Raw genomic sequence first — 24369 nt, forward strand, 5'->3', positions numbered from 1 at the left:
TTATAAGATTATAATATACTGCTTCACTAATTTGACAAATACTTTTTAATAAAAGAGGTAAATAATGGCAGTTCCAAAGAAGAAAACATCAAAATCAAGACGTAATATGAGACGTTCACATTTAGCACTTGGTAAAGTTAATGTAATAGTTGACTCTCAAACTGGTGAATATAAACTTCCGCATCACGTTTCTTTAGTTGATGGTACTTATAATAATCGTCAAGTAGTAACGAAAAAAATCGAAGCTGAAGAAGAAGTAGCTTAAATCTAAATTTTTATGACCTGTAAAATTATTGGCTGCGGCGGGTATCTTCCGTCAAAAATTGTTAGCAATGATGAGCTTGCAAAATTTGTTGACACTAACGATGAATGGATTAGAACAAGAACCGGTATCTCACAACGTCATATAGCAGGTGATACTGAATATACTTCTCATATTGCTTTAAAAGCCGCTGAAAAGGCTATAGCAGATGCTGGCATTTCAGTAAATGAGATTGATTTAATTATTACATGCACTACTACTCCTGATAATAGCTTCCCATCAGTTGCAACTAAACTACAAGGTTATCTTGGTTTAACTAACGTTCCATCATTTGATTTACAAGCCGTATGTGCCGGTTTTGTTTATGGCGTGCAAGTAGCAAACTCTCTTATTTCTTCCGGTAAATATAAAACTATTTTACTGATAGGTGCTGAAAAAATGACATCTTTATTAGATTGGGAAGATAGAGCTACTTGTGTTTTATTTGGCGATGGAGCAGGCAGTGTAATCCTACAACGTAGCGATGATAACTCCGGTGTAATAGACAGTAATATTTTCTCAAGCGGTGCAGATTACGAAATACTATATACCAACGGCGGCGTAAGTATGAATGGCAGCAGCGGTAAAATAATTATGCAGGGGCAGAAACTATTCCGTCTTGCAGTAGAGAAAATGCACCAATCTATAGAGGAATTATTACGCAATAATAATTTCACTGTAAACGATATTAACTATTTTATCCCCCATCAAGCAAATGTACGTATCATTAATAAGCTTGCCGAGCTATTAAATGTCGAAGATCATAAAGTAGTAAAAACTGTAGAAAAACACGCTAATTGTTCAGCTGCTTCTATTCCACTTGCTTTAAGTACTCTCAAAGCTTCAAATAAAATTAAAAAAGGTGATATTATTTTATTCTCAGCTATTGGTGCCGGTCTTACTTGGGGTAGTGCTTTACTAAGATGGTGATATACTCGATGAATTTCAAAAATTGGCGTTGTCATTCTATAAGAGCTGTGATACTCACGTATTAACTATACGCTCCGTTCCTCGCCTTATGAACTCCTAGCTCTTTTGAAGTTGATCTTCGTCTATCTACTATAATTTAACATCCTTAAATATTACTAATTCAAACCTATTATGACTTCTTTAAAGGGAGTTTTGGGGAAAGGTCAATGATATTTTTACCACATTTATATAGTACTATTTGTATTTTATAGTATTTTAGCCTTTAAACTCATAAAATAATCATATATACTAACCTCATAGTTTTAGTTAGTTTAAACTTGTTATCTAACTGAATAATTTAAATTTTAATAAATTATAACCTCAAGGAGTTTAATTATGAAAATAACAAAAATAACATTAGCTTTTCTTGCATTATTTGTGCTTGCAGGGTGTAATAAAACCAAAAGAGCGTCACATGGTTGTGGAATGAATCAATCAGAAGAAACATCTATAATGAAAGATTTTGAAAAGCAAGCAGGTAATGCTGTATGGTTTGCTTTCGATAGTTCTGCTTTATCTGAAAAAGCTAAAGAAGAATTACAAAGACAAGCTTGCTGGTTATCAAGACATCCTCATGTAAAAGCTACTGTCGAAGGACATTGTGATGAAAGAGGTACTAGAGAGTATAACTTAGCTTTAGGTGAAAGAAGAGCACAAAAAGCTGCGGAATTCCTAAAACATAAAGGAATCGAGCATCATAGAGTAAGCACAATATCTTATGGTAAAGATAGACCTGCTATGATGGGTAACACTGAAGAAGCTTTTGCTTACAATCGTAGAGCTGTAACAGTTGTACATCACTAAAAATCTTCTAAATCATTAGATTTAGTATTTATAGGAAAGGTCGAGTAATTATTACTCGACCTTTTTTATTTGTATACTCTTCTGCTTTGAAGAATTGGAGCTCTGCAAAACTTTTGGAAACTCACATGCTCACCTATTAAGTTAGGCTCTGCGTGTTCGCCTCTTATTTTATATTTCAATTTTCCAAATCATTTGAGTATACTACTAATAAATGAAGAGTTGGATAGACGAAGTTTTATTTGGAAAAGAGCAAGGAGTCCATAAGACGAGGAGCGGAGCGTATACTTAATACGTGAGCACCACAGTACTTATAGGACGACGTAGCCAATTTTTCAAATAAAACGAGTATATATCTATAGATAAATGAAAGCTAGTTTACTCGTAGCAAAAAATAGCTAAATTTAAAATATATATTAAAAAAATATAAAAATTTTGCTGGACTTATAGCCATAATAATTATATAAAATTCAGATGAACATGGGGCTGTAGCTCAGTTGGTTAGAGCACGCCGCTCATAACGGTGTGGTCGTAGGTTCAAGTCCTACCAGCCCCACCACACAAATTTATATGTGTCATCATAGTGGCTTAATCGCAGAACGGCTTTGTTGAGTATGTCAATTTTCTTGTCATTGAAGGAAATTACGAAGTAATTGACGAAGCAAGGAAATATAAAAAATGCCAACTTATAGTATTTTCTGGATTGCCACGCTCATTTCATTCGCTCGCAATGACGAGTTATATAAAAAATCATTATTAAATTGAATTTAAATGATTAATTTAAAAACACTTTCTTGGTATCTTGCTAAATTATATTTCAAGTGTTTTTTTATTATATTATCTATTTTAATTGGATTATTAATCATATCCAATCTCTTTGATCTCTTACAAAAATTCAAAAACATGTATGTGCCTTTTGATTTTTTTTGGCGATTTATATTATATAAAGTTCCATATCTTTTGAATCAAGTTTCTGCTTTAATCAGCTTTACTTCTATGCTTTTTTTCCTTAGAAACTTAACAAAAAATAATGAGTTAACTGCTATATTATCTAGCGGTATTCATATTTGGCAGGTATTGATAATTCCGTGTATCGTAACTTTAATTTTAGGTATAGTTTTTACGACTATATTAAATCCTATCGGGGCTTTAGGCTTACAAAAATATGATTTACTAGAAGCAAAGCTTACTAAAAAAACACATAATGAAGCAGTAATATCTAAATCAGGTTTACTATTTTTTGAAGCTTTAAATGGGAAAAATCAAATAATTCAAACGCAATTTATTAATATTTCTGAGAAAAAATTAAACAATATTACAGTTTTATTTATTGATAATAACAATAATTTTCTAAAAAGAATTGATGCATTATATGGCATCATTGAAAATAAATCACTGCATTTAAACAGGGTCAAAGTTTTTACAAAAGACAGTACCGAAGCACATAACAACTTAACTATACCAACTAATTTATCTGTTAACAGCTTGGTCAATAAGTTTACTCATCCTGAAATGGTTTCCATTTGGAATCTACCTAAATTAATCAATGAATTATTAAATTCAGGTCTACCTATTACTAATTACCAAGTTTATTATTATAAGCAACTATTTAAACCTGCAATGATGATAGCGACTATAATTTTAGCAAGCTGTTTTATTAGCCTAAAACAACATGATAACTCGCAAGAAAAAATATTAATATTGGGATTATTTTCAGGTTTTATAGTATATTCATTATCAGAAATATTGCTTAAAGTACTGACCTATAATAATCTATCTTTAATTGCTGCTATTTTGTTACCAAGTATGTTAATATTTTTTATTAGTAACTTTATTATTTTACATTATAAAGAAATTTAAATTATACTCGTTTTATTTGAAAAATTGGCGGCGTTGTTTCATATTTTTTAATCCTCACGTATTAAGTATACGCTGCGGTCAAAAAATATGAAACGCCTTGCTCTTTTCCAAATAAAACTTCGTCTATAATTAATTTAGCATAGAAGAATTTTTAGAATTTAGAGAGAAAAAGAAAAATGATAATGAAATTTTTGGAAGGGTTTTCTTCCGGTATGGCTATTGATCTTGGTACGGCAAATACTATCGTATATCAAAAAGGACGCGGTATTGTTCTTCGTGAACCTTCAGTAGTTGCATTAATAAAAAAAGATGGCTCTTTTGTGCCTTATGCTTTTGGTCATGAAGCAAAAATGATGCTTGGTCGTACTCCAACTGATATTGAAGCTAAAAGACCTTTGAAAGACGGCGTGATTGCCGATTTTAAAGGTGCAGAAGAAATGATTAAGTACTTTATTAAAATGGTACATAATCGTCGTTCTTTTTTTGGTCCAACGATTGTTGTTTGTGTACCGTCAGGCTCTACCCCTGTTGAACGCCGTGCTATTCAAGAAGCAGCAGAAAGTGCGGGTGGTAAGGACGTATATTTAATTGAAGAGCCTATGGCGGCAGCAATTGGTGCAGGGCTTCCTGTAACAGAAGCAACTGGCTCAATGATTGTTGACATTGGCGGTGGTACTACAGAAGTTGCAGTTTTGTCACTAGGTGGCATAGTATATGCAAGGTCCGTAAGAGTCGGTGGCGACAAGATGGACGAGGCTATTATTTCATATATAAGAAGGCATTATAACCTGCTAATTGGTGAGGCTACAGCCGAAAAGATAAAGCAAGAAATAGGTACTGCTTATGTAGATCAAAATGCAGAACCAAGGGTTATGGAAATAAAAGGTCGTGATTTAATTTATGGTATTCCAAAAGAAATGGTATTGAATGAAAGGCAAATTGCTGATAGTCTAATAGAACCAGTAAGTCAAATTGTTGAGGCGGTAAAAGTAGCATTAGAGGCGACGCCTCCCGAATTATCTTCTGATATAGTGGATAAAGGAATAGTGCTAACAGGTGGTGGTTCATTACTTCGAAATCTTGATTTTGTTCTTAGTGAGGCAACAAAATTACCTGTGATAATTGCAGATGATGCACTATCATGTGTAGCACTCGGCACAGGAAAAGCACTTGAAGATTTTACAAAGCTAAAACATGTACTATTTAAACAGGATTAAAGATGGCGATACTTGCGAATAGAGTAAAAAATTCTTCAAGTTCCTTGGAGCTAGTAAGAACTATAATAGTTACTCTTAAACGCTTTTTTGTCATATTTTTTCTTGGATTATCTTTATATTTATTTCTTGTTTCACCTAAAAAAATATCCAATGTATCTATTGAAATAACAGGCAGCGTATTATCAGCTGGATTAGTATTTTATGAAAATATATTTGAAAGTGTAAATTCTATAAAACAAAAATTCGTTTATTTTCAAGATCTAGAAAAACGAAATATAGAGCTTGAGCTTGAAGTAGCAAGGCTCAAACATCTTCAGAGCGAAGTAGAATCAGTAAGGGCTGAAAATATTGCTCTGAAAGATCTCTTAACAGTTACCGAGGAAGAAGAATTTAAATATGTTACTGCTAAGTTATTAAGTGTGTCTTTTAGTCCTTTTTCTAAAACAGCATTAATTTCTGCTGGTAGAAAACACGGAGTTGAACCTGATCAAATTGTTACGACCAATTCACAAGGATTAGTCGGCAAAGTAATAGAAGTAAGTAATAATTATGCTAAAGTGATGCTAATTAGTGATGTTAACTCTAGAATACCCATTAAAACAAGTTCCTCGAGAGAACAAGGCATTTTAGCAGGTAATAATAACAATAGTAAAATTTTATACTTACCTAATAATCATTTAGTGCAGAAAGATGAAGAGATAATAACTTCTGGTCATGGCAGTACTTACCCAGCAGGTATCTTAGTTGGTTATGTCACTAAAGTTACAGAAAATGATGTTATAGTTAACATCGCTGCCGATCTATCTAAAACTGAGTTTGTGCAAGTATTATTGCCTAAAGAATAATGTATACTCGATGAACTTGAAAAATTGGCTACGTCGCCTTATAAGATCTGCGGTTCTCACGTATTATTATACGCTGCGATCCTTGACTTATAGTCTCCTTGCTCTTTTTAAAGTTGATCTTCGTCTACATACTGTAAATAATATTAAGAAAAAATATCTTGGTATTATCGCCGAATATATCTGTATAATAATCTATAAAATAAAATTTTATCAAATTCTTCATCATAGAAAACGTTATTATGTCGGTGAAATAGATATCATCGCATTGCGTAATAAAGAAATTGTTTTTATTGAAGTAAAAGCAAGAAGTTCTAACATTGATGATAGATTTGTATCTTTTAATCAGCAAAAAAGAATTAAGCGAGCAGCTGAAATGTTCTTAAGCAGCAATAGTAAATATAATAATTATAATATTCGCTTTGATTTAGTTATTGTCAGTCCGTATAAATTTCCTATAATTATAAAGAACTGCTGGTAAATGGCTCATATGTCATCCCGTGGCGGCATTGTTGTGTGGATCATTCTCCCCCTGTCATCCCGTGATTTGTTCACGGGATCCAGTTAAAAATACTAATAAAATTAGTATTTTTTATTATTTTCTGGATCTAGTTCCCAAGCCACGGTATGACACCGAGGGCGTTTTTCGATCCACGCAACAATACTACGCGGGGATGACACCAAAAGTGTTTTTCATCGTGATACAAATATTTAATCCAACTATTTGGAGCATAACAATATGGCACTTGCTACTAAAGTAAAAGAATTTTTAGAAGAAAAGTTAAAACAAGAAAAAATAGACCGTAAATATCTCGCTGAGGTTACCGATGTCCCTTACACTACCATTAGCAGAATTATGAGAGCGGAAGTAAATCGTGAATTTAATCCTGAAATAGATACAATTTTAAAAATAGCAAAATATTTTAGTTGTACTACTGATGAGGTAATAAAGAGAACTGTACCTAATACGAATAGTTAGTAAATATGACAAAAAATAAAGGGTTGATCATAATTTTATCTTCCCCATCTGGTGCAGGTAAATCAAGCTTAGCAAAGGCATTATTAGAAATCGATAATAATCTACGCTTATCAATTTCGGCAACTACTAGAAAACCACGACCAAATGAGCAAGACGGGGTGAATTATTATTTTAAAACTAAATCTGAATTTGAAGAATTAGTTAAACAAAATCAATTTCTTGAACATGCTAAAATATATGATAATTATTATGGTACCCCTAAAAAACATGTCGAAAATTTGCTAAATCAAGGGCTAGATGTTTTATTCGATATTGATTGGCAAGGTGCAAGGAGTATAAAGCAAAATGCAGTTAATGCCGTTTCTATATTTATTTTACCTCCTAACCTTGAAATACTGGAGCAACGTTTAAGAAATAGAGCTGCTGATAATGAAGAAGCAATACAACTACGCATGGCTTCAGCACAAGCGGAAATATCACATTCTAACGAATATGATCATATAATTACTAACGATGATTTTAACGATACTCTTCAACAAATACATGCAATTATTTTACAAGAACGAAAGAAGCGGAATTAAATTGCCATTCGCTTTAAAGCTGTCATCCAGTTGATTGTCCAAGGTATTTTAGGAGCAAACCACTGGGGGCGTTGTTGCACGGATCAGTTTTTCCGTCTGAGCTAAGGAAATTACGAAGTAACTGACGAAGCAAGGAAGTATAAAAAATGCTAATTTATAGCATTTTTTATTATTTTTCTGGATTGCCACGCTCATTTTATTCGCGTAGCTCAGACGACTCTCAATCCACGTGGGCAATGCTGCTACGGGGTGACAACTAAGAAAGCATATTATATATTTCCTGCATATATTTATGTTTCAGCCAAAGCTCCGCATTACCGATAACATAGAGATTATTTTTAGCCCTACTAATACCGACGTTTAAGACATTCGGCTTGCTTGTCATGATGCTCCTTGCTCCCTTATCTTCAGGATGTTGAGCTCCTAGCATCATAATTACCGTATCGTTTTCTTTGCCCTGAAAAGCATGTATCATGCCGATATTGTTATTTCCAAATTCTTTAATTATTTTCTCAAATTTTGAATCCTCATATATTTCGCTCAATTTTCTACGGACAGATTCGCTGTAATCCTTATACATAGTTATAATGTAAATTTGTTTCAGTAAATTAGTCCAGTCTTTTTCTGCTAAAATCTGCATCAATATATGCAATAATTTTTGAAATTCGGCTTCTGATTCATATTTATAACGTTGGATTTTATTGTCCTTTACATCTATCCATTTTGAAACACCTAAAATATCTCTAATGTCGGATTTACAGTTAGAAGTCGCAAAAATCATCTTATTGCCGTAAGCTATTTTATTACATATGCTGAACATCGGATTTTGACATCTTCTATGTACTAATAAAGGAAAGCCAACAGTTGTATCATCTATTTTGGTTTGATATAAAGAATTTCGATCGGCTAAATTTTGTAGCGAAACTTCTGACGGAGACCAATCATAATATGAAACTTTAAAATTTTCACATAATTTTTTGATTAAATCTTGTTTTAATATAGAAATAGGCTCTGTTTGTAGCGGATCACCAACCACTATAACTTTGTTTGATTTATAAATAGCACTAGCTGCATATTGCGGAGGTATCTGTCCTGCTTCGTCAATAAATAGCCACGGAACTTCGTTATGATCAGCAGTAGCAAACATTCTATCGAACGAGTGGAAAGTTGTAGACACAACAGGAATAACCATAAAAAAGTTTTGCCAAGCAATCTTGTTCATTTCAGGCTTACCTGAAGAATGTATAGCTACATCAAAAAAATATTTTAGACTATGCCAAAAAATATCAGCATTAGCATTAATAAATATCTCATGTAATTTAACGGCACTAATAAATAAATTTGATCTTAATATTTCAAACATGGGATTAAAATAAGGAGTGATTTTATTTAAATCGTTAAAATTTTCTTGCCAATTTTGCCAAAACCAATCTTCTTCAAAATTTTTGATATCAAAACCCTCTTCTTCTAAAAAATTATATGATACTGCTAAAGTTCCACATATAATTATCAATCTTTTGAAATCATCAATTTTTGTTATAATTGCTTTCTCGTGATTTATTTTTTCTTCTTGTTGATGCAACAAACTACTATAAGCAAGGTATTTCTCTGTTTTGAATAATTTATAAAAAACTTTGAAATAATCAAGATTATAATCATTAATTTTTGCCGTATTTATCATTATCTCGTTTCTTGTATGAGTTAAGATAGATTCTAAATAGGCTTTTTCGTCTTCGTACTCTTTTATATTATTTTTGTTAACAATATTGTGTTTTTTTAATATATCGTGCTTTTCCTTGTTAAGCTCAATAGCTGATGAAATATTATTGTAAATTTCATCATGTAGTTTTTTAAAGTAAGTGCAAGCTTCAGTCCATGCCTTATTTAGCTCTTCCGAAGAATTACAATATTTGGGTTTAAAATGTGCAGGTGCTTTATCCTTACAGCCATTATTATTTAGCAAGTTAAGATATTGCAGCATTGTGTAATCTTCATCTTTGCCGTTTTCTTCATCCTTATACTTCCAAAACTTTTCTACGAATCTTTTTTTATTTCTAAGATTACCTAAAGGCGTAGCAAACAAGCCCCAAATTTTTTTTTATCATCACCGCACACAAGTTTTTTAAAATAACTTAAATCTTCATGATATAATTCATATATTTTACTATATAGCGATATTTCATTAGAGATATTTTCAACAGCATTATTATTTGAAGATGCTACAACCATACCGTAATTCTGTAACTCCGGTATTAAAGAACTAATATGATAATCAAACTCCGGAGTACTAAGAGAAGTTTTTCCTTTTTGAAATCCACTTTTAGGATCTTTTAGACTTATTAAATTTAAAGCACGATCTACATAGATATTTGCTATAATATCAAAAAGTATGGTAGTTTTACCTGTCCCGGGTGGACCGTTAACGGCAAAAAGCTTTTCTGAAGTAGGAGACAATACTTCATTGATTGCAGCAGCTTGTAAAGCAGCAAGAGAGTTTTTAGGTGATGAACACCAACGTGTCGGCTGCATCTTAAGAGGCGATAATAGCTTTTGCAAAGCTTCTTTCTGCTTCAAAACATCTATAGAAGTAGGCTTATCTTCCTTTCCAAGATATTTTGCCGCTGCTGACTCTGGTTTGATATTTGTGTTATTAGTCCGGATAAAATCTAACGGCTTTAGAAAAAAACTATTAAACATTTCCAATGAGGGAGGAGTAAAATTATAAACTACCGGTTTATCTTTTTTCTTTTTATGCGAGGTAACTCTTCTTATGCATATTTCAGAGCGATTAAATAAATATTTTTCATTAATTTCTAACTTCTGTACTAAAAGGTCAATCATCAAATTAATCATTTCTAAATCTAGAGTTCTAACTAAGGAATCTTGCTTTTTATCCTTAAAATATATTTTCTCACTTTCAGAAAATACTTGATCTATTAAACTGTTATTATTATCTATAAAATTTGCTAAATCTTTTAACTCTTTTTCTTGAAAATCATCTTTCATGATTCTACCGAGAGCATAAGCAGCAGTGGAAATAACCATCGAACGTTCAACATATTTGCCGTTTTCATCAATAGTTAAGCCGGCAATAGGCGTGATAGTCGGTTGCTCTTGATATCCCTTAAAATTATTGTAATCATTTAAAAATTCTTGATCTAGCTTATTCATATTTTGAATTTTCTTTAAAATATCAATTTCTGCTTCCGACCATTTTAGATATCCTAAATAAATATGCCAATGAACAGCTACCTCGTATTTCTCAAGTTCAAACCCAAGTTTATTTTTGTCTAACTTTTCAAATGGTGCATCTTTTAAGAAAAAAAGAGTCTCTTTTTTATCAAGTTTGCAACTAAAACTACCTTTTTGGTCTGTATGCTCTCTGATAATCTCAAAATATCTATTTAAATTTTCATTTTTATTGGGAGTTAATACTTCAATAACTTTCCATACATCTAGAACATTTTTAACTTGCTCGTCCGATTGATTATACATAGACAAAATTTTATACTTAAAATAGAAAATATCCTAAGTATGAAAAGATAGGTTGTAAACAACTTTTTTATATTGCTATTTATAGTTCTAAAATTTGTGTATAATTCACACGCTTATCACTAAACTCTTAATAATTCTCAATAAATCTTTTTGTATTTTTCATAGATTCATTCAATATATTTCTTTTAATTTATTAAAAGGAGCAAATGTAATGGATAATAATAGGGAAGTCATTAAATATATAGCCTCTAGTGTCTGGTCTTCTTGGAATCCTATAAACTGGTCACCAACCATGCAATTAGCTGCCGTAAGTTATATATTTTCTTGTTTAATTGATGATACTAATGCATATCTGGTCAAGGATACGCACGAGCTGAGTAATAGTCAAAATTTTACTTTTCATAGCACAAAATATCCTGCTTCTCGTTATGTAGAGCTTGCTAAGGAAATACCTGTATGCTTAAAAATATTAAAAATATTTCATAAATTTGATCCTGAATATGTACCGGATAAATCACTAACTTCTCATAGATTCATCGATAACTTTTCTAATTTATTAGAGCATTTTAAGCTAACTTCTATTAAAGATTCTACTGATTCTAATCCTAACTATCTTATAGTGTGGAACTGGGCAAAAAATTTAGGAAATATTTTTGAGCATTTTGGTCAGAAGCTAAAGCGTGCTTGTAATAAAGTAGAAACAGCGGAAAATTATTGGGAGAATTACGAACCGGAAGCATTTTCTGATTTTTCTATATTTCGTGAGTCCATAAACATAATGACACACTGCGAGGATGCATTATTAGGTTGTAGAGATATTATATCAGATATATATTAAGATAGTTTATAGTCAATTACTGTTGAGTGTTGCTTATGTAGATTAGTTTTCCCATCATTGTGAGGAGATGCATAGCAGAGGGCGGAGGCAATCTCATAAAACAGTACAACACTCATGAGATTGCCACGCAGTCTCCGACCGTTTGCAAGGTTTGTTCGTGGATCGGAAAACGCCCTCGGTGTCATACCGTGGCGGCGTTGTTGCGTAGATCATTTTTTCCGTCATTGCCACGCGGGTCTACGACCGCTCGCAATGACGATACTGAACATCTAAAATGCTGATGCATCAAATATTATTTTCTACTTCTTGCTTCTTCTATGAAATATTCTTGAAGTTTATCAGCTATAAAATCATCTACCATAGAAATTTTTTTATTTTCACTTGGTTGATTTTTTATAAAAATTTTATGCATTTCATCAATCACATTATCAACATTTATGATACTAGTTTTCTTTTTATCAGTTTTCATATCCATATTTCAAGTAAATAAGTTTAGTATACGAAGATCAACTTGGAAAAGAACAAGGAGTCTATAAGCCGAGGAGCGGAGCGTGTACTTAATACGTGAGCACCGGAGGACTTACAAAGACGACGCCGCCAATTTTTCAAGTTCATCGAGTATACGCTTCAACGCACATAGCCATACCCATACCGCCACCGATACATAAGGTAACTAAGCCCTTTTTAGCCTTATTTCTTCTTAATCCATGTATTAAAGTAATAAGAACACGACCGCCACTAGCACCGATTGGATGACCGATTGCTATTGCTCCGCCATTCACATTAACCTTGCTCATATCCCATTTCATTTCACGATTAACATAAATACTTTGAGCGGCAAAAGCTTCATTAACCTCGATAAGATCTAAATCATTAACACTCCAGCCGGCTTTGCTTAAAGCTTTTTGAGAGGCAGGAACGGGAGCAGTCCCCATAATACTTGGATCAACACCGGCAGAAGCATAAGAGACAATACGAGCAAGCGGCGTTAGATTATGCTTTTTTAATGCTTCTTCGGATACTGCCATAAGACATGCAGCACCATCATTAATTGAGGAAGCATTACCAGCAGTAACTGTACCGTTTTTATCGAAAGCAGGGCGTAATTTACCTAAAATCTCAAGGCTGGTATCAGGTCTTACTGTCTCATCATGATCAAATAAGCTAGCAGTTTTTTTAATCGTCACTTCAATAGGTAAGATCTCATCTTTAAATATTCCGGCTTTTTGGGCTTTCGCAGCTTTTTGATGTGAGCTTAGGGCAAATTCATCTTGCTGCTCTCTAGTAATATTAAACTGCTTTGAAATATTTTCAGCAGTAATACCCATAAATACCCCTGAAAATACATCGGTTAACCCGTCATACTGCATGAGATCAACCATTTTAATATCACCAAATTTAGCTCCTGCTCTTATATAGCTGCCATGCATACCGAGCGACATATTTTCCTGCCCACCTGCTATCACAATATCGTTATCGCCAGTCATAATTGAGGCTGCTGCAAGTGCTACTGTTTTAAGACCTGAACCGCAAACCTTATTAATTGTATAGCCTGGTACTTCTTTAGGAATACCTGCATGAATTAGGGTTTGTCTTGCCGGATTCTGTCCACTACCGCCTGTGATCACCTGCCCGAGTATCACCTCATTTACTAAAGCTGGATCAATTTTACTATTCTGCAAAATATCTTTTATTAAGTGCGTCGCAATCATCGGTGCAGGAGTAGTACTAAGACTACCCATAAACGAGCCGAAAGCCGTTCTTTTCGCATGAGTGATGTAAACCGGTTTTATCATGATATATACTCCTTAAAATAATATTGAATTTAGCCTGTCATACCGCGGCTTGACCGCGGTATCTTAGGACATAATCTGTGACAAAAGACCCCGTGGACAAGCCACGGGATGACCTTAATGTTAAAATAAATCCGCTAGTTTATTATTTATCAAATAACTAATATGTCCGCCTGGTACTTCTATAAGAGTAGAGTTTTTAAACAATTTTTGCAAAGATAAAATAGAAGATTCAGGCACTATTTGATCATTTTTTGCAACTATAATATATACAGGGCAGTTAATTACGTTTGGATCAATTACTGTGTCATCTATTTTCCATTTCAAATTCACAAACATATTTTCGCCTAATATATTCTGCATAATCTGATTATAAGTGTCGCTCGGTATATCGTGACCGGACATTAGCCAGTTCTCAATTCTGAAAGCTAGTTCTTGCTCTTTTTCGGAGGTTAAGGAAAAAAATTTATCCAGCTTAACCTGAAAATAATCAGGAAATAGCAGAAAGAATAAAATTTGTATATGGATTTTAGGAATTAAGGGCAAATTTTCTACATAAGCATCTAGCTTCAAATATTGATGCAACATTTTTACATAAAAGAAGTGAGAAAAATCCCAAGGGCAGGTAAGTAAAGTTAAAGTTTTTATAGATTTAGATGCGATTATATTTGCAGCTATTGCAAGGTTACCGCCGATACAATGCCCTATCAAATTAATATTATTCACATTTAAATTATGTATTACTTCAACTATTTTATGTACATAATCATCTAATAAATAGTTTGATTCTTTAACCTCTAACCAATCTATTAAATAAACTTCACCTTGTTCTCTTAAATTTTCTATAAAGCTTTTATTGCGGCTTAAGAAAAATATTTCCGGTGAATTGAAAATAGAAGGGATGATTAGGAATGTTTTCCCGTCATTGCGAGGAGAGACGGAGTCTCGACGCGGCAATCTCAGGACATTTTTATGAGATTGCCACGCTTGTTTTTCTCGCTCGCAATGACGATCACCGGTCAAGCCAAGGGATGACATAGAGCAATAATACACCACCCTATAATATTTCGTTTCTGCTACTATTTCTCCCAGCTCTAAATATTTATTACCTAATTTATGATTTTTTGCGTAACTATTATATAGGTCAAAATATTTCTGATATTTATCGTTATTCTGCATCCTAACTTTCTTATATTATATTAATCTTTCTTGACATTGGACCAAAAATATTGTATAAACTTTCGCATCTTCAGAATGTAACAAAACAGTATATAGTCTCTAAATTTTTTAGAGAAAATAACTTTTCATAAAATCTCGAAGTGCTTAAATTTTTTTTTTGTCCCTAGGGCTTTATAATGCTAAGTACCTCATCATCGCGACCGTTTAAAAGCAAATTTAGAGCCGCTTTTTGGTCTATTCATAATTACGAACTCGGAAAATTTATTCCGATGAGTGCCTTAATGTTTTGCATTTTATTCAATCAGAATATTTTACGCATATTAAAAGATAGTATCTTAATTTCTGAAATTAGTGCAGAGATAGCTGGTTTTGCTAAAGTTTATTGTGTTACACCTGCAGCTGCTTTATTTGTAATTATTTATGCTAAAATGATTAATCATCTCACTTTTGAGAAGATTTTTTATTATTTAACTGCATTTTTTATCGGTTTCTTTGTTTTATTTGCTTTTGTTATCTACCCTAATATTCATGTTTTTCATGTACATCCGGACCATCTAGCTGATTGGATGGAACGTTACCCGCATTTTAAATGGTATATATCATTAATAGGCAATTGGGGTTATATAGTATATTACAGCCTTGCCGAACTTTGGCCTAATATTTTTTACGTACTATTATTTTGGCAATTCGCCAATGAGCTTACCACTACTGAAGAAGCTAAGAGATTCTATACGCTTTTCTCGTTATTCGGTAATTCATCTTTAATATTAGTCGGCTTCTTAATGATGAATTTATCATCTGAAGAAACTATTGTGAAGCATTTTATAAATATTTCTGACAGCAAAATCACTTTAGTACAAATATCAACTATTTTGGTTACAATCGTTGCAGTTATATGTTGTCTACTAATTCGTTTTATTAGCAGAAATGTTTTTACTAATCCTTTATTTTACGCTAAGGCAAAAAGTGGGCAATCAACTTCCGAGCGTATGGGGATCATTAAGAGCTTTAAATATATTGCAAAATCTAAATATTTATGGCTACTTTTAATCTGCTCGGCAGCATTTGGTTTTGCTATTAATTTGGTTGAAGCCGTATGGAAAGCAAAAATTAAGGAGTTATATCCAACTGTTAATACTTATGCTGAATTCAATAGTCTGTACATACTTTGGACCGGCGTTGCCATTATGGTTATGACTATTATCGGCAATAATGTTATGCGTATGCATAACTGGTTTGTTGCGGCTGTAATCTCACCTGTAATAATAATGGTTACCGGAGTTCTGTTCTTTGTGCTTATTGTATTTGATCAAAAAATCCTCTCATTATTTGATGGGGCAATTTTAATGTCACCTCTTGCACTCGCCGTATCTATCGGCGGAATCCAGAATATTTTAGCCAAAGGAACAAAATATTCTATATGGGATACTTCAAGAGAAATGCTATATATCCCTCTTGATCAAGAGTTAAAAACAAAAGGTAAAGCTGCTGTTGACGTGATAAGTGCAAAAGTTGGTAAATCATCAAGTGGGCTTGTACAATCTATTATATTTACCATAATCCCAACTGCAACTTTTACCTCTATTTCACCTGTTCTAATGGTGGTGTTTACTTTCGTATGTCTTGCTTGGATTTATGCGGTGAGAAAGATATATTTTGAATATCAAAAAATCGCATAGACTCGTTTTATTTGAAAAATTGGCTATGTTGTCTTTTGCTGATAATCCTCACGTACTTTTTGTACGCTGCGGTTATCAGCTTCAAGACGCCTTGCTCTTTTCCAAATAAAACTTCGTCTACTGTTCTCAATTGTAATGGCTTCGGTACTTCTTGCTTTTGATCCTCACGTATTAACGTATACGCTGCGGTCAAAAGCTCCGAGGTATCTCGCCCTTTTTCAAATTAAACTTTGTATGTCGATGAACTTCAAAAATTGGTGTCGTCTTCTTTGTCATCCCGCGAGCTTGTAGCAGGATCCAGTTAAAAATGCTATGCATTTTACTGGATTGCTTCGTCAATTACTTTGTAATTTCCTTAGCTCAGACGGAAAAAATCGATCCCTGCAACAAGACAGTTTTGGTTTTCTATAATTGTTTATCTAAATTGCAGTTAAAAGCTTACAAAATCAGATTGACTTATTTAAAGTTTTGTATTGTCATCCCGTGGCTTGTCCACGGGATCCAGTACTTAAAAAGCCTAAATACAGCAAATTTTAAAATTAAAAGCTCGATTTTTCTCGCTTTTTTCTGGATCCCGTGGACAAGCCACGGGATGACAACAAATGGCATAGATGCTTATTATACTCTAATTCGTAGTTTATTCAAATCGCCATGCAATAAGATTATACTTATAATTGATAAACAATTGCTAAAATCCTATTTAGGTTTATTTCGTTCTATTATTCTCGGTACTTTATCATATCTCAAGTTAATTAAAATTTTCATCTATGATGAAAATGATTTCGCTCTAGATATAAAAGCCTTAAAAAGTAATGAAAATTACTTCTGGTCTTATAAAATCAATTATTTTAAAAAGCTGATTAATGGGGAGTGATTAGTTTTGCCAGCATGGATCGAAAAACGCCCTCGGTGTCATGCCGTGGCTTGGGAACTAGATCCAGAAAATAATAAAAAATACTAATTATTATTAGTATTTTTAACTGGATCCTGTGAATAAATCACAGGATGACAGGGGGAGAATGATCCACGCGGGCAATGCCTTCCTGCGGAAGCGGGAATCCAGAAAAATAAATATAAAAGCAGCAAGTTTTTAAAATTAAAAGCTTAGGTATCTCGCTTTATGCTGGATTCCAGCTTCGGCATTGTTGCGTGGATTGAGAGTCGTCATTGCGAGGAAATTACGAAGTAATTGACAAAGCAATCCAGTAAAAAATGCTAACTCTATAACATTTTTTATTATTTTTTTCTGGATTGCCACGCTCCTTGCAGTCGCTCGCAATGACGATTTGGTATCCACGCAACAATGCCTCCCGCTTCCGCGGGAATGACATAAAAACTATCTGGTCTTATTGGTCAAGCAACTAGATGACTACCCTAGTGTGCTTTTTGATCCACGCAGGCAATGCAAAAAGTAAGGTGATGTTTATTTATAACTTATAAATCCCAGAGAATTCAGGGAGTTTACTGTTTCAAATAATGGTAATCCCATAACATTTGAATAAGAGCCGGAAATAAATGAAATGAAAGCTTCGGCGTAACCAGAGATTTTACATCCTCCAGCTTTATCAATCCCCTCATCTAGCGAGCAATAAAAATTTAGCTCTTCTTCGCTTAATCTTTTAAACTTAAGGACTGTTTGGACTATTTTCTGCCTAGTAACCAACTGATCTTTATCTTTTTTGATGATGCACAAACCGGTATAAACACGATGACGACGTCCGGATAATATATTCATACAATATCTTACTTCTTCAGGGCTACTTGCTTTTGGCAATATTCTTCTTCCAAGTGCCGTTACAGTATCTGCTGCTATGATAATAGCAGAATCTTCTATTTGAGAGGCAACTTTTGTAGCTTTTTCGTAAGCAAGCCTTGTCGCTAAATGATTTGGTGATTCACGTAGATTAGGCGTTTCGTCTATATCTGCTGGAATAATTTGTGCAGGTATAATTTTAATTCTTTTAAGAAGCTCAACCCTTGCAGGTGACTGTGATGCTAGTATTATAGGTAGGTTTTTTGATCGATATTGCATGCTTAAGATTGGTGACGAAGAATTACACGTCCCTTAGTTAAATCGTAAGGAGTCATTTCTACTGTAACTTTATCACCCAATAATATTCTAATACGATTTTTACGCATTCTACCAGCGGTGTGAGCAATAATTACATGACCATTTTCCAACTTCACTCTAAAAGTAGCGTTAGGTGCAAGCTCAATTACTGTACCCGTAAACTGAATGAGATCGTCTTTTGACATTAATTTATATTTATAAATGGTCGGGGCGGAGAGATTCGAACTCCCGACCCTCTGGTCCCAAACCAGATGCGCTACCAGGCTGCGCTACGCCCCGAGAGTTAATTTCTTATATTATATACTCCATTATTCGCAACAAATCAATTTGTTTATTTAAAAATATGTAAATATTAGCTTATTTAACAATAAAAACAGTAATTACTACCTTATCCACTCGACATCTTACTAAGTATAGATTAACTCATGTTAATAAAATTTTAACTATGGTTAAAATTAATTATATTTAAGCGAAAAAATTAAATTTTATTTAGGTTTTATGAAGTTATTACAAAAAATCTACAAAATTTAATTTTCTTTAATAAAAGAAAAACAATTATAAGTTGTTAATTGATTCTATAACTTCCTTTTAAATTCTAGCTTTATTTATGTATTTGTTACATATAATTAATAATTTTCAATTAAAAGTAGTGTGTTTTTTATAGAACAAATTTATGCACTAGGAAAATTTTATTGTTTTAACAATTATTAATTATTTCTGCTATTCCTTTTTTATTATTAATATTAATTAAAATACAGAGTAAAAATATTAATTTTATTATTAACCATTTCTAAGGTTAAACATAACAAAAACATTAACATTTTTATATTATCTTTTGCACGAAGTATTTACCAATCTTCACGCAATACAGAACAATATTTGCTGAGAAAATACAGATCTCAAATTTTAATTTAAAGATTAAGCAAACTTTAGGAGACGTTATGTCAAGTCAAAAAAATAACATAAAGGATTTCGTAAAAAAGGCACTAGTCAGTACCTCTATGGCTGCAACAATGCTCACAGCAGAAAGTGCTTTCGGTACATCAACGTTAATAAATCGTGATGTGACAGGAAGTACTGCAGATTTAAACAGCGGGGCGGGACTTGATGCAGGAGCACCACTTCTCCCTGGTCAAATGCTTACAGTTCCAATACAGTCCAACATCAATGTTAACACGCCCACGGTTAACGGAACATATCTAAGTGCTTCAGGTACTGTTATGACCTTTACAAATCCAAATACAACAATTGATGCTATTCAAAGCTCAAATGGTAACCCAAACGCATTAAGTATGGTTATAACGCCAGGAGTACACGTTACCCTGACAGGTGTAGGGTATCCCGCTGATCCAGATGCAAAAGATGCTTCTGGGAACTCAAATCCTTTTGCTGGTACTGCAACTAATCAAAGTGATATCGCAAGTATAGATTTCCAAAACGGTAATGGAATAATTGAGATGAATGCCAAAACTTCTGGCTTAATGGATTTTGCTACCGGCACTACACCTACTATTATTGCTAATGCTGCGGATGCTACTACAATAATCGGGGCTGGTACTACTATACAGGTAAAAGACAAAACTTGGACTAGTATGGGGACAATTGATATTGCTCCAGCTTTAACAGCAACAATAGGAACAGGATATAAATATATTAACGGCTTAACTGGTGATGTTAACGTATATCCAGCCGGGCAAACTTTTATATTTCGAGGTCAAACTTCTTCAGTTGATTTTAGTAATGAAAGCAGTCAAAGCTATGCATTTGTATCCGGTAAACCTATAGCACCTATCACTGATAACAGTGGAACAATAACAGACAGCTATGGGGCAGCAGCCTTTCACGTTTCTACCTCAGAAACAACTATTGCTGTAAATATCGGACTTAGCAATAAGCAAAGACTAAATACTTTTATTACTGATGGTAAGAATATAACAACTATTACCGGTACTATTTTTGCTCAAACTATTGGAATTAATCAAAACCCTTCAGACGTGCCTGCCGGTACTACACAGCTTAAATGGCAAACACCGATTGATACCGGAGCAGGAGGGGTAATAAAATTTGGTAGTTCTAGTATTTCAGAGTTCCAAGCAGCTATAACCTCTAATATGGATTTTAATGGAACGGGTGCAACAGCAATAATAGATTCCGAAGTTAATATAACGGGTAATATAATTAATTCCGTAGCAGGAGGAACTCAGAACTTGAATTTCGCTGGAGATAATACAGTTACCGGTAGCGTAGGGGGAAATGTTACAGGAAGTAATCCTATTTATGCGTTAAATATTCAAGGTGATAATAATACACTAGTTGATCTTCAGGGAGATGTGACTGTTGAAAATTTTAATTTTACTAGTGATGGTATGGCTGATGTAGGCGGAACATTAACTGCTATATCAGGAGTAAATTTTAATAACCAAAAAGGAACACTTATATTTGATGGGACAGGAGGATCTTATGTTTTTTCAAGCCCTGTTATTAGCCAATCAGCTGGTGGAATAACAGTAGCTACTAATCTTACAGTAACTGACCCTAGTATTGCTGACATTGGAGTTACTCAAATAGGATCAACAACGCTTCCTGGAGCACTGACTTACGCAATTAATCAACCAAATCTTACTCTTTTGGCAAATGGTAGTAAACTTACTTTTGCTCAAGCTAATTCTAGTCTAACTTTTGATGCTCCTACTCAACAAACTGTAGCCTTTGGTGATAGTATAGATGGTTTTACTGATGGTACTAGTAACATGGTCTTAAATGGTACTCAACCTTTAACTATTCAAGGAACTACCAATGATAAAACTATAGGGGCTACTAAAAAATTTAATAATTTAAATGTTATAGGAAATGTTACAGCTTCAGGTGGAGCAAGTCTAATTAATATTGGTGGCTTTACATCTCTTACTATCGCCGGGAATAGTAATCTTACAGATCAGGGTGTTACCTCGTCAAATATTGCTTCTATAATTATTGGTGACAGTAGTGGTGCTTCAGGCTATATACTTACTCCAACAGAAAATTTTAACCTTGCTTCAGACGGTCTGAAATTTGGTAATACCAATTCTCTATTAACTATTCAAAGTAATGGTGATGTAACAGCCAATTTAAATGGGGATTTAGATCCAGGTATCTCAGGCGGTGGTGCAATTTCATTAAATTCAACTGGTGGCACTTTAACAATAACAAACGCAAATAATTTAGGTATAGCAGGCTCTGGCAATCTTTTAAACACTATGGAATTTAAAGGGACAGGTAATATTACTGTAAATCCAACTATTAATACTGCAAATCCTATTACTACACTTTTAGATGGTCAATTAATACTCGGAAATGTCAATACTAGTATTAATTTTGCTGCTGCAACTAATCTCACAGTAAATAATGTTATTGGAACAACTGATTTTAAAGGTCAAACAGGTATAGTAAATATTAATAATAATGGAATAGTTGGCATTGTCACAAGTAGTATAGCTGGGACTCCTGCAGGTACTGTTAATTTTGTAGGAGCAGGAACAAGTACTGCCATTACTAATGTTACGGCAGTTAATTTTCAGGGTGCAGGTCTAGTTACCTTAACTTCGCCTTCCGATGCTGGTAATTTTACTGTTACAGCCTCAGGAGTACAAATTAATACAGCTGATGCCCCTGCTAATCTTACTACTCCTACTACCGGTATCGTTGCTGCTGGAGATGGAGCAGTGTTTGCTACTATTAACGGAAATGCTTCTGTTAATACCGGTTCAATAACTGGTAGTATAAGCAAGGATGCTACTATTACCGCTACTGGACAAATTACTGGTAATGTTGATGGTAATGCAACTGTAAACTCTGGTCAGCTTACAGGTAATACTGGCGGTAATGCAAGCGTAGGTGTAAATGGGCAAATTATCGGTAATATAGGAGGTACTGCTACATATACGGGTGCAGGAACTATTAATACTACAACTATTGGCGGTCAAACCGATTTTGCAGGAAATGAGGGTAAATTAAATGTTAATGATGGAGGTAATTTAGGAATTATTACAAGTAGTATAGTTGGGACTCCGGCAGGTACTGTTAATTTTGCAGGAGCTGGAACAATTAATTCTATTCAGAACGCAGGAGCAGTTAATTTTAATGGACCTGGTCTAGTTACTTTGACTAATGCTTCTAGTGCCGGAACTTTTACTATCGCTCAAGGTGGAACAGTCGTTAATGATGGTAACGGAGTTACCGGTGATGTAGTTGCAGGTGACGGTGAATTTAATTCTAATATTGATGGAAATGCTTCTGTTAATGATGGAACAATAACGGGTGGTGTAAGCCAAAATGCAACTATTACAGGTGATGGACAAATTAATGGTAGTGTTGGTGGTAATGCAGCTGTAAATGCTGGTGAGCTTACAGGTGATGTAACTGGTAATACAACTGTAACTACAGGACAAATGACTGGTAATACTGGCGGTACTTTATCTTTAGGTGCAGGACATGTTGCCGGTAATGTTGGTAGTAGTGTCACGTTTACAGCTGCAGGAGGAGCTCTTGATACTACTACTGTTGGTGGACCAATCGATTTTGCGGGTAATAATAGTACAGTTACTGTTGCTGATAATGGTAGCTTAACAAGCGTTACAAGTAGTACAACAACTACTGCAGGTAATGTAGGATTTACAGCTAATGCCACTGTTACAGGTGCTATAAATAATATCTCGACAATAGTTATAGAGGGGGCAACAAATCAAAAAGTAACTTTTGGCTATGATATATCAGTAACCTCTCTTAGCTTTACTAACGGGGGAACAGCTGATTTAAAAGGATCGCTTACTGGTAGTCTTAATTTCGGTACTAATGGTGGTATTTTACAGTTCTCAGGAACAGATCCAGACGGCTATTCATTTAATAGTGCAGTTACAAATGGTCAGACTGGAACATTAAATGTTTATACTAATTTAACATCTACTGACGCATCTATTGGAGAGATAAAAACAATTAACATAGGTCAGCTAGGCACACCGAATGCTCTTAATATAGTAGTTAACCAACCAGCATTAAGTTTACTTGCTGCAGGTGGATCTATTAGTTTCAACGGGGTTCAACATTAAACATACTACCAGGACAAGCACAAGCTATAACTTTTGGAGGTAATTTAGATGGTACTACAGGAACAGGTGGCGGTATTTTAGACTTTGATGCAACTAATGGCGATTTAACGTTACAAGGTGCAACAGGTAATGAAACTGTAGGGGCGACTAATCAGTTAAAAGCTATAAATCTTGTAGGAGCTAATCAATTAAGCTTTACAAACGGTGCAGCTGCTCTAACTATTGGAGCAGGTACAACATTTGTTGATCAAAGCGTTACTTCAGCTAGTATTCCAACAATAACTATAGGAGCTGCTGGAGCTACAGGTGCTGGTACTTATGTACTTGATGCAGTAAATGGTAATTTTAACATCACACCTGGCGTAACTTTTGGTAATCAAAATTCTGTATTACAATTACAAACCAGTATTGGAACTAATGGTAGTAGCACGATTACTCTAGGTGGTGATATTGATCCTGGGACAGCAAATACTGGTATAATTAAAATAAGCTCAGTTAATGCTGGTGCAACCTTAACTGTTGCTGGTGCTTTTAATGTCGGTATCGCTGGAGGTAATACAGTACAATCAATAGACTTTAGTGGAGCTGGTTCAATAATAATGACCCAACCATAACTACACCTATTACTACAAGTGTAGCGGTATTACAACTTGGAACAGTTGGAGTTGGCGTTAATTATG

General features: G+C 33.9%; 20 protein-coding genes and 2 tRNA genes. 14 read left to right on the forward strand and 8 right to left on the reverse strand.

What is annotated here, in order from left to right; genetic code table 11:
- Nucleotides 1-64: 64 nt before the first annotated feature.
- The 10 genes from rpmF (at nt 65) to gmk (ending at nt 7550) form a co-directional block, all read left to right on the forward strand.
- On the forward strand, nt 65-265 hold the full coding sequence (gene rpmF / locus AAHF54_RS00595; protein WP_341788705.1) for a 50S ribosomal protein L32: 201 nt from the start codon (nt 65-67) through the stop codon (nt 263-265).
- Nucleotides 266-277: 12 nt separating this feature from the next.
- On the forward strand, nt 278-1231 hold the full coding sequence (locus AAHF54_RS00600; RefSeq protein ID WP_341788706.1) for a beta-ketoacyl-ACP synthase III: 954 nt from the start codon (nt 278-280) through the stop codon (nt 1229-1231).
- A 375-nt stretch (nt 1232-1606) separates the two neighbouring features.
- The gene (gene pal, locus AAHF54_RS00605; RefSeq protein ID WP_016948649.1) at nt 1607-2074 is read left to right on the forward strand and encodes a peptidoglycan-associated lipoprotein Pal; all 468 of its coding nucleotides are present in this window, start codon (nt 1607-1609) and stop codon (nt 2072-2074) included.
- Nucleotides 2075-2553: 479 nt separating this feature from the next.
- Nucleotides 2554-2630 (forward strand) — tRNA-Ile (locus AAHF54_RS00610).
- Between the two features lie 212 nt (nt 2631-2842).
- On the forward strand, nt 2843-3931 hold the full coding sequence (locus tag AAHF54_RS00615) for an LptF/LptG family permease (protein ID WP_342170042.1): 1089 nt from the start codon (nt 2843-2845) through the stop codon (nt 3929-3931).
- A 176-nt stretch (nt 3932-4107) separates the two neighbouring features.
- Nucleotides 4108-5148 (forward strand): rod shape-determining protein, encoded by a 1041-nt coding sequence (locus AAHF54_RS00620; RefSeq protein ID WP_341788708.1) that lies wholly within the window; start codon nt 4108-4110, stop codon nt 5146-5148.
- Nucleotides 5149-5150: 2 nt separating this feature from the next.
- A complete protein-coding gene (mreC, locus tag AAHF54_RS00625; protein ID WP_341794731.1) occupies nt 5151-5993 on the forward strand; it encodes a rod shape-determining protein MreC in 843 nt (280 codons plus the stop codon).
- 82 nt (nt 5994-6075) lie between these two features.
- Nucleotides 6076-6471, forward strand: a complete 396-nt coding sequence (locus tag AAHF54_RS00630) for a YraN family protein (RefSeq protein WP_341788710.1) — start codon at nt 6076-6078, stop codon at nt 6469-6471.
- A gap of 258 nt (nt 6472-6729) precedes the next feature.
- Entirely contained in the window at nt 6730-6969 is a 240-nt protein-coding gene (locus AAHF54_RS00635; protein WP_012152230.1) for a helix-turn-helix transcriptional regulator, read from the forward strand.
- A gap of 5 nt (nt 6970-6974) precedes the next feature.
- Nucleotides 6975-7550, forward strand: coding sequence for a guanylate kinase (gene gmk, locus AAHF54_RS00640; protein WP_016948508.1), 576 nt, complete (start codon nt 6975-6977; stop codon nt 7548-7550).
- 256 nt (nt 7551-7806) lie between these two features.
- Here gmk and AAHF54_RS00645 read toward each other — a convergent pair whose 3' ends face one another.
- Together AAHF54_RS00645 and AAHF54_RS00650 are read right to left on the reverse strand one after the other, a co-directional pair.
- On the reverse strand, nt 7807-9633 hold the full coding sequence (locus tag AAHF54_RS00645) for a DEAD/DEAH box helicase (RefSeq protein ID WP_342170044.1): 1827 nt from the start codon (nt 9631-9633) through the stop codon (nt 7807-7809).
- The gene (locus AAHF54_RS00650; protein WP_341788712.1) at nt 9615-11045 is read right to left on the reverse strand and encodes a hypothetical protein; all 1431 of its coding nucleotides are present in this window, start codon (nt 11043-11045) and stop codon (nt 9615-9617) included. The genes AAHF54_RS00645 and AAHF54_RS00650 overlap by 19 nt, the downstream gene beginning before the upstream one ends.
- Nucleotides 11046-11256: 211 nt before the next feature.
- Between AAHF54_RS00650 and AAHF54_RS00655 the strand changes: the two genes are divergently transcribed.
- Nucleotides 11257-11883, forward strand: coding sequence for a hypothetical protein (locus AAHF54_RS00655; protein ID WP_341788713.1), 627 nt, complete (start codon nt 11257-11259; stop codon nt 11881-11883).
- Nucleotides 11884-12175: 292 nt separating this feature from the next.
- Here AAHF54_RS00655 and AAHF54_RS00660 read toward each other — a convergent pair whose 3' ends face one another.
- From AAHF54_RS00660 to AAHF54_RS00675, 3 genes are all read right to left on the reverse strand, one after another.
- Nucleotides 12176-12352: an AbrB/MazE/SpoVT family DNA-binding domain-containing protein gene (locus AAHF54_RS00660; protein WP_341788714.1), complete on the reverse strand. Its 177-nt coding sequence runs from the start codon at nt 12350-12352 to the stop codon at nt 12176-12178.
- A 142-nt stretch (nt 12353-12494) separates the two neighbouring features.
- Nucleotides 12495-13679 (reverse strand): acetyl-CoA C-acetyltransferase, encoded by a 1185-nt coding sequence (locus tag AAHF54_RS00670; protein WP_341788715.1) that lies wholly within the window; start codon nt 13677-13679, stop codon nt 12495-12497.
- Nucleotides 13680-13799: 120 nt separating this feature from the next.
- Nucleotides 13800-14855 (reverse strand): alpha/beta fold hydrolase, encoded by a 1056-nt coding sequence (locus tag AAHF54_RS00675; RefSeq protein WP_341788716.1) that lies wholly within the window; start codon nt 14853-14855, stop codon nt 13800-13802.
- A gap of 176 nt (nt 14856-15031) precedes the next feature.
- On the opposite strand from AAHF54_RS00675, the gene tlc5 reads away from it, so the two are divergent.
- Both tlc5 and AAHF54_RS00685 read left to right on the forward strand, forming a co-directional pair.
- Nucleotides 15032-16534: a GTP/GDP exchange transporter Tlc5 gene (gene tlc5 / locus AAHF54_RS00680; RefSeq protein ID WP_341788717.1), complete on the forward strand. Its 1503-nt coding sequence runs from the start codon at nt 15032-15034 to the stop codon at nt 16532-16534.
- A 592-nt stretch (nt 16535-17126) separates the two neighbouring features.
- The gene (locus AAHF54_RS00685; RefSeq protein ID WP_341788718.1) at nt 17127-17408 is read left to right on the forward strand and encodes a hypothetical protein; all 282 of its coding nucleotides are present in this window, start codon (nt 17127-17129) and stop codon (nt 17406-17408) included.
- Between the two features lie 549 nt (nt 17409-17957).
- Here AAHF54_RS00685 and AAHF54_RS00690 read toward each other — a convergent pair.
- The 3 genes from AAHF54_RS00690 to AAHF54_RS00700 form a co-directional block, all read right to left on the reverse strand.
- Nucleotides 17958-18566 carry a nucleoside triphosphate pyrophosphatase gene (locus tag AAHF54_RS00690; protein ID WP_341788719.1) on the reverse strand — a complete coding sequence of 203 codons (609 nt, stop codon included), beginning with the start codon at nt 18564-18566 and terminating at the stop codon, nt 17958-17960.
- A gap of 2 nt (nt 18567-18568) precedes the next feature.
- Entirely contained in the window at nt 18569-18790 is a 222-nt protein-coding gene (infA, locus tag AAHF54_RS00695; protein ID WP_011476840.1) for a translation initiation factor IF-1, read from the reverse strand.
- Nucleotides 18791-18807: 17 nt separating this feature from the next.
- Nucleotides 18808-18884, reverse strand: a tRNA-Pro gene (locus AAHF54_RS00700).
- 662 nt (nt 18885-19546) lie between these two features.
- On the opposite strand from AAHF54_RS00700, the gene AAHF54_RS00705 reads away from it, so the two are divergent.
- Nucleotides 19547-23689 (forward strand): hypothetical protein, encoded by a 4143-nt coding sequence (locus AAHF54_RS00705; RefSeq protein ID WP_342170045.1) that lies wholly within the window; start codon nt 19547-19549, stop codon nt 23687-23689.
- The last annotated feature ends 680 nt before the right edge of the window (nt 23690-24369 follow it).

The organism is Rickettsia endosymbiont of Seladonia tumulorum (assembly GCF_964030815.1).
Taxonomy (GTDB): Bacteria; Pseudomonadota; Alphaproteobacteria; order Rickettsiales; family Rickettsiaceae; genus Rickettsia.

Coding starts and splice junctions, on each gene's coding strand:
- rpmF (WP_341788705.1), top strand. CDS start 65: ATGGCAGTTCCAAAGAAGAAAACATCAAAATCAAGACGTAATATGAGA.
- AAHF54_RS00600 (WP_341788706.1), top strand. CDS start 278: ATGACCTGTAAAATTATTGGCTGCGGCGGGTATCTTCCGTCAAAAATT.
- pal (WP_016948649.1), top strand. CDS start 1,607: ATGAAAATAACAAAAATAACATTAGCTTTTCTTGCATTATTTGTGCTT.
- AAHF54_RS00615 (WP_342170042.1), top strand. CDS start 2,843: ATGATTAATTTAAAAACACTTTCTTGGTATCTTGCTAAATTATATTTC.
- AAHF54_RS00620 (WP_341788708.1), top strand. CDS start 4,108: ATGATAATGAAATTTTTGGAAGGGTTTTCTTCCGGTATGGCTATTGAT.
- mreC (WP_341794731.1), top strand. CDS start 5,151: ATGGCGATACTTGCGAATAGAGTAAAAAATTCTTCAAGTTCCTTGGAG.
- AAHF54_RS00635 (WP_012152230.1), top strand. CDS start 6,730: ATGGCACTTGCTACTAAAGTAAAAGAATTTTTAGAAGAAAAGTTAAAA.
- gmk (WP_016948508.1), top strand. CDS start 6,975: ATGACAAAAAATAAAGGGTTGATCATAATTTTATCTTCCCCATCTGGT.
- AAHF54_RS00650 (WP_341788712.1), bottom strand. CDS start 11,045: ATGTATAATCAATCGGACGAGCAAGTTAAAAATGTTCTAGATGTATGG.
- AAHF54_RS00655 (WP_341788713.1), top strand. CDS start 11,257: ATGGATAATAATAGGGAAGTCATTAAATATATAGCCTCTAGTGTCTGG.
- AAHF54_RS00660 (WP_341788714.1), bottom strand. CDS start 12,352: ATGAAAACTGATAAAAAGAAAACTAGTATCATAAATGTTGATAATGTG.
- AAHF54_RS00670 (WP_341788715.1), bottom strand. CDS start 13,679: ATGATAAAACCGGTTTACATCACTCATGCGAAAAGAACGGCTTTCGGC.
- AAHF54_RS00675 (WP_341788716.1), bottom strand. CDS start 14,855: ATGCAGAATAACGATAAATATCAGAAATATTTTGACCTATATAATAGT.
- tlc5 (WP_341788717.1), top strand. CDS start 15,032: ATGCTAAGTACCTCATCATCGCGACCGTTTAAAAGCAAATTTAGAGCC.
- AAHF54_RS00685 (WP_341788718.1), top strand. CDS start 17,127: ATGACAACAAATGGCATAGATGCTTATTATACTCTAATTCGTAGTTTA.
- AAHF54_RS00690 (WP_341788719.1), bottom strand. CDS start 18,566: ATGCAATATCGATCAAAAAACCTACCTATAATACTAGCATCACAGTCA.
- infA (WP_011476840.1), bottom strand. CDS start 18,790: ATGTCAAAAGACGATCTCATTCAGTTTACGGGTACAGTAATTGAGCTT.
- AAHF54_RS00705 (WP_342170045.1), top strand. CDS start 19,547: ATGTCAAGTCAAAAAAATAACATAAAGGATTTCGTAAAAAAGGCACTA.